A 13,916-nucleotide genomic window follows, 5' to 3' on the forward strand; every position below is an offset into this window, starting at 1 on the left:
AAACTTGCACTATAATACCAGAAACCAGAAAAAACTGCAAAGCAGTTTTTTCTTTAGAATTCTACCTGAAATTGTACAAATTAATATAGATAAAAGTGATTAATCTAATCCAATATAATCTCATTACTCCAAAAAACCGGCCCATCTTTGCAAACATGGCTGTACTCCCAACCATCTTCGTTCTCCGCTTTTGTTTTACATGCACACACAAGGCAAGCACCAATTCCGCAGCCCATCCTCTGCTCCATTGAAACCTGGCACTTTGTATCATATTTGTTTGTCAGCTCCATTACCTTGCGGATCATAGGAGTGGGGCCACATGCGTAAACAATATCAATACTTTTTTCCTGGAGCTCTTTTTCCAATAGATCTGTCACAAGTCCTTTGTAACCTGCACTTCCATCATCTGTTGAAATAAAATACTTATCAGATAGCTTTTTATACTCATCTTCCAAGACCACATGGTCTTTATTTCTATATCCCAAGAATGTATACCTCTTGGCATGGGAACTCTCTCTTAAGAGATATAATAGCGGAAATACACCTATTCCCCGCCAACTACTGCAATTTTCTTATAGTCCTTGGATAAATGAAATGGATTTCCAATCGGTGCAATTATGTCTATAAGCTCACTGGCTGCCTTTCTTGCCAGGTATTCTGTTCCAATGCCCTTTATCTGAAAACACACATCAAATGTTCCATTAGCCCTGTCTACATCACAAATGCTGATTGGCCGTCTTAAAAGTGCTGTTATTCCTTCACTGCACTTTATATTTATAAACTGGCCCGGCAATGCATTCTTTGAAACATATTCAGATTTTATTGTAAGCTTGTAGATTTCCCAGGCAATTTTATCTATGCTAACTACTTCTTCGTTAAGTAACTTTGACATTTGTTCCTCCATGTAAAAAAATATAAAGTTATGGCCTTAAGTAATATTTTAGTCATTCCTAGTAATAACTAAAATATACTTCCGCTATAAATTTCGCTCAAGTGTTGACTTAACTCGTCAACACCCGCTCAAAAGCGGAAGTAATATTTTAGTCATTCCTTAAGACCATATACATTATATATCAAAAACGCTTAAATTCACAACATCCATATCGCTTATTTGTTTACCAAGCTTCAAACATCTTATTACTGCCTTTGCAGTATCTAATGAGGTTATACAAGGTATGGAAGACTCAACCGATTTTCTTCTGATCTTAAACCCATCCCTCTCAGGCTTTCTTCCCTTAGTAGCAGTATTAATAACCATACTGATTTTGCCTGACTGTATAAGATCCAGAATGTTCGGTGAACCGTCATCAATCTTTTTAACTGCATTTGTCGCTATTCCATTCTTGTTTAGCATGTTTGCTGTCTTACCTGTACCATAAAGTTCAAATCCCAGCTTTTCAAACTCTGCTGCTAATGTAACCAGCTCTGGCTTATCGGTATCACGTACAGTCATAAGTATGCCGCCGCCTTGTTTAGGAAGTTTCATACCTGATGCTGTAATACCTTTATAAAGTGCTTCAGGGAAAGTTTTGGCTATACCTAAAACCTCACCTGTAGATTTCATTTCAGGTCCCAAGCTGATATCAACATCATGAAGCTTTTCAAAGGAGAAGACGGGAACTTTAACCGAAACATAATCAGCTTCCCTGTATAGGCCTGTTCCATACTTGAAGTCCTTAAGCTTTTTACCCATCATGATCTTCGTTGCCAGGTTAACCATCGGAATACCTGTAACCTTGCTTATATAAGGCACTGTTCGGCTTGAACGAGGATTCACTTCAATAACATAGAGTGCATTATTATAAAGTACATATTGTATGTTAATTAGTCCAACTACATGAAGTGCTTTTGCAAGCTTTCTTGTATAATCAATTATTACTTCCTTTGTTTTATTGTCTATTGTCTGAGTAGGATAAACCGAAATACTGTCACCGGAATGGACTCCCGCCCTTTCAAGGTGTTCCATGATTCCAGGGATCAATATGTCTTCCCCGTCACATATGGCATCAACTTCAATCTCCTTACCCATCATGTACTTATCTACCAGTATTGGATGCTCCTGTTTAACCCTGTTTATGATTTCCATAAACTCTTCAACATCCTTATCGTTGTATGCAATTTCCATGCCCTGTCCGCCCAAAACATAGGATGGTCTTACCAGAACAGGATACTGAAGCTCATTTGCAGCTTCCAATGCTTCTTTTAATGTGTATACTGTTTTACCTTGAGGCCTTGGTATTCCTACCTCTTCCAATATGGCATCGAATTTTTCCCTGTCTTCAGCAGCATCAACGTATTTAGGCTCTGTTCCATAAATCTTTACACCCATTTCGTTTAATGCTTTTGTAAGTTTTATAGCTGTCTGTCCGCCAAACTGAACTATAGCTCCTTTAGGCTTCTCAGTTTCTACAATATTTTCTACGTCTTCATAGGTAAGTGGTTCAAAGTAAAGCCTGTCAGCTGTATCGAAGTCTGTACTTACTGTTTCAGGGTTGTTATTTGCAATGATGGTTTCATAGCCTTCTTCATCAAGAGCCCAGACAGAGTGTACAGAGCAGTAATCAAACTCAATACCCTGACCTATTCTTATGGGGCCGGAACCAATAACCAGTATCTTATCCTTATCGGATTCCCTTACTTCACATCTTTCATCATAAGTTGAATAGTAGTATGGTGTTACTGCATCAAACTCCGCCGCACAAGTATCAACCATTTTATATGTTGCACAAATACCGATCTCTTTTCTTCTTCTATAAATATCTTTTCTTTCACATCCGGTAAGCTTTGCTATAACGGTATCTGTAAAGCCCATTTTCTTAGCACTCTTGATCGTATCAACAGTGAGTGAAGTCAACGTGCACTTTTTAAGCATTTCTTCCATTTCCACAATCTGCTTGAACTTATATACAAAAAACTCGTCTATCTTAGTTATATTGCATATTTCTTCAATAGTAACATTTCTTCTTAAAGCCTCTGCTATTACAAAAAGCCTTTCATCATTAATATCCTTAAGCTTTTCCATAATCACAGGCGTTTCCATCATTGTGTATATTTCCTGCTCCAGTGTAAAAAGCCCAAGCTCCAAGGATCTTATTGCTTTCATCAATGCAGCTTCGAAAGAACTGCTTATCGACATAACTTCACCGGTAGCCTTCATCTGAGTACCTAAAGTTCTCTTAGCCTTAACAAACTTATCAAACGGCCACTTCGGTATCTTTACTACAACATAATCCAAAGTTGGCTCAAAGCAGGCGTATGTTTTACCTGTAACAGCATTTTGTATTTCGTCAAGGCCGTATCCTATTGCAATCTTGGTAGCAACCTTTGCAATGGGATAACCTGTAGCTTTTGATGCAAGAGCAGATGAACGGCTAACCCTAGGGTTAACTTCGATAACACCATACTCAAAACTTGTTGGGTGAAGTGCAAACTGAACGTTACAACCACCTTGTATTCCAAGCTCAGAAATTATTTTCAATGATGCAGTCCTAAGCATCTGATATTCTTTATCTGCAAGGGTCTGGGAAGGAGCCACAACAATACTGTCACCTGTATGAACACCAACCGGGTCTATGTTTTCCATGTTACATACGGTAATAACATTACCTTTGCCATCCCTCATTACCTCATACTCAATTTCTTTCCAACCAGCTATACACTTTTCAATTAATACCTGTGTAACCCTTGATAGTCTTAATCCATTTGTAGCAATCTCTGTTAGCTGCTCAACATCATCAGCTATACCCCCACCTGTTCCGCCAAGAGTATATGCAGGACGAACAATTACAGGATATCCTATTTTTTCGGCAAAAGCTAAGGCAGCTTCCACTGTAGTTACAACCTCACTTGCAATACAGGGCTCTCCTATCCTTTCCATTGTATCCTTAAAATCCTGTCTGTCTTCTGCCATTTTAATAGCTTCTGTAGCTGTACCAAGAAGCTTTACACCGTTCTCTTCAAGAAAACCCGTTTCGGCAATTTCCATTGCCAAATTGAGACCTGTCTGTCCCCCTAATGTAGGAAGGATACTGTCGGGCTTTTCTTCGATGATTATTTTTTTCAAAACATCAAGGCAAAGCGGCTCTATATAAACCTTGTCGGCAATATTAGTATCGGTCATTATTGTGGCAGGATTACTATTTACCAGAACTACCTCTATACCCTCTTCCTTAAGTGCTCTGCATGCTTGAGTGCCTGCATAGTCAAACTCTGCTGCCTGGCCTATTATGATAGGTCCTGAACCAATAACCAGGACTTTCTTTACATCTTGTCTCTTTGGCATTATATATCCTCCTTAAACATTCCTACGGGATGCTCTAAACTATTCTTTAACCTTTCTCATCATATCCATGAACTCATCAAAAAGATATGCTGTGTCTCCAGGTCCCGGCGAAGCCTCTGGATGGAATTGAACGGTAAACACTGGAACCCCCTTGTATCTTACACCTTCAACGGTATTATCGTTCATATTTCTGTGGCTGATCTCCATCTTTTCAGGATCGAGGCTGTCTTCCAATATTGTATAACCATGATTTTGTGATGTTATATAAGTAAGGTCCTTTTCCATATCCTTAACAGGATGGTTGCATCCTCTGTGTCCGTATTTAAGCCTGCCTGTATTGGCATTGTTGGCAAGTGCAGTAAGCTGGTGGCCCAAACATATACCGAATATGGGTTTTTTACCTATGAGATTCTTTATTGTGTCTATTACATCATTGCAGTCCTTAGGATCGCCAGGTCCATTTGAAAGCATTATGCCATCCGGGTTTACAGCCAGTATTTCTTCTGCCTTCGACCATGCAGGGAATACAAAAACCTCGCATCCTCTGTTTAACAATGAACGTACAATATTCTGCTTTATACCCAAATCTACAAGTGCTACCTTAAATCCTTTACCTTCATAGTGAATTACTTCTTTTGTTGTAACCTCATAAACCGGATTTTTTATACCATAGGATTTTATTCTCTCAAGGTTGCTTTCAAAATCAAAGTTCTCATCAGTTGTTACAATTCCATTCATAGTTCCCTTACTTCTTAGTATCTTTGTAAGTGCCCTTGTATCTATACCCTCTATACCTATGATGTTGTGCCTTTTTAAATAATCATTAAGAGTTTCAATTGATCTCCAGTTGCTTGGAGTTTTACATAGCTCCCTGACGATGAAACCCTTGACCTGAGGCCTGCTGGACTCAATATCTTCAAGGTTTACGCCGTAGTTGCCTATTAAAGGGTATGTCATGGTAACTATCTGTCCGCAATATGATGGGTCGGTCAGTACCTCCTGGTATCCTGTCATCCCAGTGTTGAAAACTATCTCACCTATAACTTCCCCTTCTACGCCAAAACTCTTACCTGTAAAAATTGTGCCGTCCTCCAAAGCAAGTATTGCCTTCATTCTACCACCTCATATTTATTTTAATTTTAAGTTTTTATTGCAGCGTTAATATCATCCCTCATACGAATAGCTTCAGCCCTTGATGCATCAGCATAATTGTCTACACTATATTGGTCTTTCCAGTTATCCGACATATAAGCACACATTATGCTTCTTGAAGCATTTACAATGGCTCCAAGTCCTTCTCCATCAAAGGAATGTGCAACATCCCTTGCCGTACCGCCTTGTGCTCCATATCCCGGTACTAATATATATGCATGTTTCATTGCTTTTCGAAGTATTTTTGCCTGGTTTGGATAAGTGGCTCCAACAACTGCACCTACACTACTGTATCCATATTTTCCTCTAAGGCTCTTTCCCCATTCCTCAACCAGCTCCGCAACAATCTCGTATATGCTTTTTCCCTTATCTGTCAATATATCCTGAAGCTGACCGGAAGACTTGTTTGACGTCTTTACAAGAACAAATATTCCTTTTTGATACCTTTTACAGTCGTCTATAAAAGGCTTAATTCCATCAACACCAAGGTATGGATTTACCGTTAATGCATCTGCATCAAATACCGGCTGCAAAACATCCTCGCTGATAAGGGTTTTCCCTAGGAATCCTGCCGAGTAGCTTTCAGCAGTAGTTCCGATATCGTTACGCTTTCCGTCAGCTATTACTATCATACCTTTTTCTTTTGCATATTTTACGGTCTGTTCAAATGCCATAAGTCCTTCGATTCCATACATTTCATAATATGCCAGCTGAGGCTTTACAGCCGGTACAATATCACACAAAGCATCGATCAAACCTTTATTGAATTCAATTATAGCCTGTGCAGCCCCCTTCAAATTTACCCCATGTTCCTTGAAGGCTTTTTCCTTTATAAATTGAGGAATAAAATCTAACTTGGGATCCAAGCCCACAACTGTCGGATTATCTTTTTCCTTAATAGCATCAATCAATAAATCAATAAACATAAAAATCACTCCCTATATAAACTTATATCTAAGTATGAAAATTGCTGCTTTATAAAAGCACTTTTTCCCTTACAACGAATTTACCATTTACTATTGTATAATAAACCGCACCCTTAAGCTTATAACCGTCAAACGGTGAGTTTTTGCTCTTTGACTTGAATTTGTTCACATCAACTGTTACATCCTCGTCAATGTCTATTATTGTAATATCTGCAGCCTTTCCCACTTCAAGTGAACCTTTGTTAAGTCCCAATATCCTTGATGGATTTATACACATCTTTTCAACTATTTGCTCCAACGTCAGAACATTGGACTTTAAAAGATATGTAATCGCCAGTGGTAACGCTGTTTCAAACCCTACCATACCATTTGCAGCTGCAGCAAACTCAACATTTTTTTCATCAATGTGGTGCGGTGCATGATCTGTTGCGATTATATCTATTGTACCGTCTCTGAGACCTTCTATAATGGCATTGACATCTTTTCCGGTCCTAAGGGGCGGATTAACCTTCGCCAATGTATTAAACCCTTCACATGCTTCTTCTGTCAGAACAAAGTAGTGGGGACATGTTTCACAAGTTACCTTAACTCCGCGTTTCTTAGCGTTTCGTACCAGATCTACAGAAAGTTCGGTACTGACATGGGCTATATGGATAGGTGCATTGGTATACTCGGCAAGTATCAGATCCCTAGCAACCATAACCTCTTCTGCCGCTGATGGAATACCCTTTAATCCCATTATTGTCGATTGGTATCCTTCATTCATAAAACCATCTTCTACAAGATCAAGATCTTCACAATGTGAAATCACTGTAATATCAAACATGGATGCATACTGAAGGGCTTTTTTCATAATTGAGGCTTTCTTAACAGGCTTTCCATCATCAGATATGGCGACAGCACCTGCAAATTTCAACTCTCCAATTTCTGAAAGCTCTTCTCCTGCTTGTCCCTTGGTGATTGCACCGATTGGATATACATTTACAAAGCCGTCCTGCTTTGCCCTGTTTATTATATTTTTTACAACAGATTCATTATCAATTACAGGATTTGTATTTGGCATGCAAGCTATTGATGTAAACCCTCCAACTGCAGCACTTTGGGTTCCTGTCTCAATATCTTCCTTGTACTCAAACCCAGGCTCTCTTAAGTGGCAGTGAGCATCAACCAGTCCTGGGATAATGTACTTTCCTGTAACATCCACTATATCACCGGTAGTGAATTCCAAGTCATTACCTATTTCTGTTATTTTGCCCTTATCTATGATAATATCCAATAAGCCGTTTTTTCCTGATTTAGGATCAATTACGAAACCACCTTTAATTAATGTTTTCACCGCTATTCCTCCTTGTCAAAAGGTATAATATTGCCATCCTTACGGCAACCCCATTTGTAACCTGTTCATTTATACAGGACTGGTCTCCGTCAACAACATGAGTTGAAAGCTCCAATCCTCTGTTTACAGGTCCCGGATGCAATACCAGAGCATCTTTTTTAGCAAATTTAAGCCTCTTGTTATCCAATCCAAAGAACTTTGAATACTCCCTGGCTGTCGGGAACAATCCCTTCTTTTGCCTTTCCAACTGAATTCTTAAACCCATGACTACATCAGCATCAATAAGTGCCTCTTGGATGGTGCTAAACACCTTCACACCTGATTTCTCAATCCCAACAGGCATCAATGTGGTTGGACCCGCCACGCTTACCTCGGCACCAAGCTTCATCATTCCCCAAATATTGCTTCTGGCAACCCTGCTGTGAAGTATGTCTCCAATTATTGCAACCTTCATTCCTTTTAAGCTTCCTCTTTTTTCATATATTGTAAACATATCAAGCAGAGCTTGAGTTGGATGCTCATTCATACCATCACCTGCATTTATAACCGATGCCTCAACATTTTTAGCTATCAGGTGAGGAGCTCCTGACATGGGATGTCTTAAAATAATCACATCAGTCCCCATCATATCAATAGTCTTTGCAGTATCTATTAATGTCTCACCCTTTGAAACGCTGCTGCTTGACGCAGAAACATTTGCCGAGCTGGCACTCATATACTTGGATGCAAGCTCAAAAGACAACCGGGTTCTTGTACTGTTCTCATAAAATAGAGTTACAATTGACTTTCCTTGAAGATGTGGAGTTTTTTTGTTATTAGTTGTCAGAATATACTTCATGGTCTTTGCTGTCTCAAGAATGTGTTCTATTTCCTCAGCTGCCATATCCTTTAACCCAAGAAGATCTTTGGATTTTAACATCATGTAGTCTCCCCTCCGCTTTCATAAACTTAATGCTTATATTTGTTATAATTTTCAAATAAAAAATTATATAAATTTACTATATATAAAAATAGTAAGGGCTAATTACCCTTACTATAAGAAACACTTTTATTAGAAATAGCTGAATAACAATAAAAGTAAATAGATAAGGAATACAGTTTGAAAACTTCCGATTCTATACTCTTTTTTAGATAACCAGCTAATCTTATTTGCATTTTTATGTTCCTTTCCTTCTTTATTCCTAAACCATATTTCTAATGTGCTATCGTTTTCTCAAGCTCACTTATTATTACCAGATTTTCATTATCAATCTCCTCCAACTTTACATGAATAACCTCATTTTTTGAAGTTGGCACGTTTTTACCTATATAATCTGCTCTTATTGGGAGCTCTCTATGTCCTCTATCTATAAGTATGGCAAGTTGAATTGCCTTAGGTCTTCCTATGTCCATTACTGCACCGATAGCAGCTCGTACAGTTCTACCGGTAAATAAAACATCATCTATTAGAATAATCTTTTTATCGCTCACTGGAAAATCAATTTGAGTTCCATTTATAACAGGATGTTCAGCAAGCATACTAAGGTCATCTCTATAGAAAGTAATGTCCAGTATCCCCACAGGTACATGTATTCCTTCTATTTCAAATATTTTCTTTGCAATCCTTCGAGCTAAAGGCACTCCTCTTCTTTGTATACCAATGAGGGCAATTTCACTAACTCCCTTGTTTTTTTCTATTATCTCGTGAGATATCCTTACAACGGCTCTGTCAATACTGCTTTGATCCATAATTTCTGCTTTACTGACCATATTTATGCCCTCCAAGCTCAGAATAATAATTGTTATGAAAAATGATTAGAAACTTACACTTAAAATATGGACAAACTGAAAAGCTTCCTGCCAAAAGGCAAGAAGCTACATATGCTAAATAACACTTGTAAATTATACCTTTCAGCCTCACTGGACTAATTTAAAGGTTCCATATTTAAGTTCAATTAATAATATCACAACATAAGTTTATTGTCTATAGAAAATAAATAAATTATTCAATCTATAAATTTTAGTTCTGGCTAAATTCTTTTAACTTCAGCACTTCTTTAAAATATTCAGGCAAATCAACCTCAAACCTCATATTTTCACAGCTTACAGGGTGTACAAACTCCAGAATTTTTGCATGGAGAACCTGTCCATCAGTATCAATGCTTTTATTTCTTCTTCCATAGACTTCGTCCCCCATTACAGGAAAGCCTATATATGACATATGTACCCTTATCTGATGAGTCCTGCCGGTTTCAAGCCTGACCTCAATAAGGGTTGCATCCTGAAAGCGTTCTAGCACCTTGAAATAGGTAACTGCATGTCTTCCATTCTTTGTATTTACAGCCATCTTCTTTCTGTCAACTGGATGTCTTCCTATAGGTGCATCAATTTTGCCCGATTCCTCCCTTATGACTCCATCAACAACGGCATAATACACTCTCTTAATATCATGAGACTTCAGCATCTCTGTCAGTCTTTCATGGGATATGTTATTCTTAGCTACAACTAGAAGCCCTGAAGTATCCTTATCTATCCTGTGAACAATCCCCGGCCTGATAACTCCATTTATATCGGAAAGATCGTCTCCGCAGTAGTCCATAAGTCCATTTACCAAAGTACCGGTATAATTTCCAACTGCCGGGTGAACAACCATTCCCTTCGGCTTGTTGATTACAAGAATATCCTTGTCCTCATAAACTATATCCATATCAATCTTCTCAGCCTCAACATCAAGCTTTACAGGATCAGGTACAAGGATTGTAACCTCATCATTCGATTTTAATTTATAATTTGACTTAACTTTCTTACCATTTACCATAACCGACTCATTATCAATCAGCTTTTTTACATACGTTCTGGAATACTCAGGCAGCTTTTCACTAACCCAAGAATCAATTCGTATATCCATTGTATCTGCAACAAGCTTTATCTCTTCCATTAGGATTCTCCAACCTCTTTTTTCTCAATTTCATTTTTTTGACTTTCTATTTTTTGATTTTCTTTTTGCATAAAAAGAATATAACAAACCATGAGAACAGTACCTATAACAACAAAAGAATCGGCAATATTAAATATTGGAAACTGGTAAGATCCAAAGAAAAACTGCAAAAAATCCACCACACTGCCGCGATATACCCTATCTATAAAGTTGCCCATGGCACCGCCCAATATTATTGTGAGTGCAAGCTTTAAAAACCTGTTATCCGACTTCATATGGATACGTATAAGAACTATGGAAAGAGCAATTGTAAAGGGTATAAAGAAAAACCTTCCATTTTGAAACATTCCCCATGCGGCACCTGTATTTTTCCAATGTGTTATATAAAAGAAATCATTAATAATCGGTATTTGCTGACCCAAATTGATATTACCGATAATCAGCAGTTTGCTTATTTGATCTAAAGCAATTATTACAATCGCAATTGCTATCCATAACATATAAAAACCTCCAAGTATCATAAATTATCTGACTGGTGCTGTAATGTACCACTTTGTTATATCATTATACTTATTCCACTGATAAGAACTTAAGTCCCCTCTTACCCGCTTGTTAAAAAGGACAGCATGATTATAGAAATACAATCCTATATAAGGCATCTCATCGCTTATTATACTTCTCATGTTAAAAAACATGGACTTCTTTTTGGAGTCGTCATTTTCACTTCTGATTTGCTTCAAATACCCGTCAACCTCAGGGTTTTTATATCCAGAGGTATTAAAGACATAGCTATCTGAGGAAAAGGCATAAGATATATCCGAATAATCAGGTATACTTAACCCTAACAATGCCATATCATAAGTTTTATTATTTATTTTCTTAAATTCATCCTCCCATTTCATCTTTGTAACCTTTACCGTAATTCCACAAGCTTGAAGCTGGCTTGCAATCATTTCCGCTACTCTGAATCTTACATCATTATCCTCATTCACAAGCATTTCCAATTCCAATTTTCTATATACCCCACCTATTGACTTGTACATAGTGCTTGTTTTCAAGTCCTCTCTCCAACCGTTTTGAAGAAGAAGATCCCTTGCACTCTTAGCACTGGCTGTATATGAAAGGGCATTAGACTCATAAAGCCATGTATCTGGAATTACAGGCAAATCTGCTGCTATAGCTTCGCCTGGTATTATCTTATCAATTAACTTAACTTTGTCAATAGCATATGCCATTGCCTGTCTAACCACTTTATCACTTAATATGGCATTTTTCAGGTTTAGGGATATAAATTCATAATTATTGCTAGGAAACTTTTTCAAATATACATCGCTTCGTCCGCTAAACTTGCTGAAGTCACGATTTTTTAAATAAGTTGAGTCGATCCTTTCATCCTGAAAATCATTAATAGCATCCTTGCTGCTTCTGTTGAGCACTATGTCTATATCGCTAATATACGGAAGAGCAGTTTCTTTCTTGCCGGCAGCCCTCCACCAGCTTTCATTTAAATTTAATTTGATAAGTGTTTTTCCATCAGATGACACAAATCTGTAAGGTCCTGTACCCATAGGAGCATCATTTTTCTTTGATGCAGCAATACTCTCTCCATTAAAATGCCTTTTAGATAATATTGGAAAGGTCATTAATTCCGCCAAAAAAGAATTGGGTTTTTTCAAAATAATTTTTATTGTGCCCTTGTTAACTGCTGTAAAAGCAGATATATCCTCAACATTTTTTTTATATAATGTATTTACCTTTGGATCCTGAATATTTTTCAAAGTAAATTCAACATCCTCTGCAGCAAACGGGGTCCCATCCTGCCAAATAATATCATTACGCAAATAAAAAGTCCATGTCAATCCATCTTGCGAAACTTCCCATTTATCTGCAAGAACAGGGATAGGTTTCTTGGATTTATCAAGCTTTACAAGGCCCTCAAATATCATATCTGAGAAATCTTTTACATAGAGATTTTGGGTTAAAATTGGATTAAGTGTATCTGGAATAGTGCTAAACAGCCTTAGATTTCCGCCCCTTACCGGCCCCTTATCCATTATATCACCACTAAATCCCATTTCCTTATTATTTTCTTTTTCCTCTATTTTTACACTATCCCTGAGGCTGCACGACGTAAGAAATATATTTATACATAATAGCACTGCAATTATCTTAAGAAGTTTCCTCTTCATTTGTATTCTCCTCACATGTTTTAGTAATGGCTAAGAAATACCATCCAATTCTCATCGTCCAAAACCCCGTTAAATCGTCGGGATTTTGTCCTTGAGAATATGAAGTTATTTCTAAGGCATTCCTTATAAAAGCTGCATTATGGAAGTCAGGCTTCCTGTCTTACCATTATCCCCCCTGTGGGAAAAGAATATATCATTGTTACATTTTGTACATATTCCGCTCATACAAATATTTTCTTCTCTGACACCTTGATTTAACATAGTTCTTTTTATAAAACTTTGCAAATCTATTTTCACTTTATCCTCATTTAGCCACTTGCAAAATATGTCTATATCATGATGCTTTGCTTTAAATTCATCATAGACTTCTTTACCGACCTCAAAACAGCATACTCCTATTGACGGTCCAATTGCTGTTATTATATCTTCTGTCTGGCATCCATACTCTTTATGCATTGCGACCAATGTTTCCTTTGCGATCTCTTTCAAGGTACCCCGCCAGCCCGAATGGGACTCTGCAATAACTTTTTTTTCAGGATCAAAGAATAACAGCGGGACACAATCAGCATAGAAAGTAACCAATGCAACATTTCTCTTATTTGTCATTAATCCATCATAGCCATAAATATCACTTTCCTTAAATATTCCCTTTCCCCTGTCCTGCTCATTCAAAGGTTTTATTTTGCTATCATGAACCTGCTTTGACAACACCATATTGCTGCAGTCTATATTAAGAACCTGGGCAACTCTCCTGTAATTTTCCAAAACATTTTCCCTGGTGTCCTTACGGTTAAATCCCATATTAAGAGAGGAGCATTCGCCAGTACTGACTCCCCCTATCCTTGTAGTAAATCCATGACTTATGATGCTTTCGTATTTCTTTAAGTTATTGAACTGGATGAATTCAACTCCATTAATTGAATTATAAGTGATATTTTCATTTCTTTCAAAGATTTCCTTCAAATTGTGCACCCCTTTAAGTCGAATTTTACATAAAAACCAATATTAATTTTTATATAGTAATGACTCAAATATTACTTATCTTCATACATCCATACATATTATAGCTTATTATAATATGATTCTCAATATAACTTAATACCATACTGCAAAC

General features: G+C 37.4%; 12 protein-coding genes. All 12 read right to left on the reverse strand.

Annotated features, from left to right (window positions below; all coding sequences use genetic code 11):
- Positions 1-104: 104 nt before the first annotated feature.
- The gene (locus tag Bccel_RS32320) at positions 105-485 is read right to left on the reverse strand and encodes an iron-sulfur cluster-binding protein (protein ID WP_338053600.1); all 381 of its coding nucleotides are present in this window, start codon (positions 483-485) and stop codon (positions 105-107) included.
- Between the two features lie 59 nt (positions 486-544).
- Complete coding sequence (locus tag Bccel_RS32325) at positions 545-892, reverse strand: ferredoxin reductase domain-containing protein (RefSeq protein WP_338053601.1); 348 nt, start codon at positions 890-892, stop codon at positions 545-547.
- Positions 893-1,066: 174 nt separating this feature from the next.
- A complete protein-coding gene (carB, locus tag Bccel_RS08175) occupies positions 1,067-4,282 on the reverse strand; it encodes a carbamoyl-phosphate synthase large subunit (RefSeq protein ID WP_036941295.1) in 3,216 nt (1,071 codons plus the stop codon).
- A 39-nt stretch (positions 4,283-4,321) separates the two neighbouring features.
- Positions 4,322-5,395: a carbamoyl phosphate synthase small subunit gene (locus Bccel_RS08180; protein WP_036941292.1), complete on the reverse strand. Its 1,074-nt coding sequence runs from the start codon at positions 5,393-5,395 to the stop codon at positions 4,322-4,324.
- 26 nt (positions 5,396-5,421) lie between these two features.
- Positions 5,422-6,360 (reverse strand): orotidine-5'-phosphate decarboxylase, encoded by a 939-nt coding sequence (gene pyrF, locus Bccel_RS08185; RefSeq protein ID WP_036941289.1) that lies wholly within the window; start codon positions 6,358-6,360, stop codon positions 5,422-5,424.
- A gap of 49 nt (positions 6,361-6,409) precedes the next feature.
- Positions 6,410-7,696, reverse strand: coding sequence for a dihydroorotase (locus tag Bccel_RS08190; protein ID WP_036941285.1), 1,287 nt, complete (start codon positions 7,694-7,696; stop codon positions 6,410-6,412).
- Positions 7,680-8,618, reverse strand: a complete 939-nt coding sequence (locus Bccel_RS08195; RefSeq protein ID WP_036941283.1) for an aspartate carbamoyltransferase catalytic subunit — start codon at positions 8,616-8,618, stop codon at positions 7,680-7,682. Before Bccel_RS08195 ends, Bccel_RS08190 begins: the two co-directional genes overlap by 17 nt.
- Positions 8,619-8,890: 272 nt before the next feature.
- On the reverse strand, positions 8,891-9,445 hold the full coding sequence (gene pyrR / locus Bccel_RS08200) for a bifunctional pyr operon transcriptional regulator/uracil phosphoribosyltransferase PyrR (protein WP_036941280.1): 555 nt from the start codon (positions 9,443-9,445) through the stop codon (positions 8,891-8,893).
- A gap of 250 nt (positions 9,446-9,695) precedes the next feature.
- The gene (locus tag Bccel_RS08205; protein WP_036941276.1) at positions 9,696-10,613 is read right to left on the reverse strand and encodes an RluA family pseudouridine synthase; all 918 of its coding nucleotides are present in this window, start codon (positions 10,611-10,613) and stop codon (positions 9,696-9,698) included.
- Positions 10,613-11,113 carry a signal peptidase II gene (gene lspA / locus Bccel_RS08210; RefSeq protein ID WP_036941273.1) on the reverse strand — a complete coding sequence of 167 codons (501 nt, stop codon included), beginning with the start codon at positions 11,111-11,113 and terminating at the stop codon, positions 10,613-10,615. Before lspA ends, Bccel_RS08205 begins: the two co-directional genes overlap by 1 nt.
- 24 nt (positions 11,114-11,137) lie before the next feature.
- Positions 11,138-12,802: a peptide ABC transporter substrate-binding protein gene (locus Bccel_RS08215; protein ID WP_036941270.1), complete on the reverse strand. Its 1,665-nt coding sequence runs from the start codon at positions 12,800-12,802 to the stop codon at positions 11,138-11,140.
- 123 nt (positions 12,803-12,925) lie between these two features.
- On the reverse strand, positions 12,926-13,765 hold the full coding sequence (gene pgeF, locus Bccel_RS08220; protein ID WP_152965961.1) for a peptidoglycan editing factor PgeF: 840 nt from the start codon (positions 13,763-13,765) through the stop codon (positions 12,926-12,928).
- Positions 13,766-13,916 lie beyond the last annotated feature (151 nt).

The organism is Pseudobacteroides cellulosolvens ATCC 35603 = DSM 2933, from assembly GCF_001262605.1.
In the GTDB taxonomy this organism is placed as follows: domain Bacteria; phylum Bacillota; class Clostridia; order Acetivibrionales; family DSM-2933; genus Pseudobacteroides; species Pseudobacteroides cellulosolvens.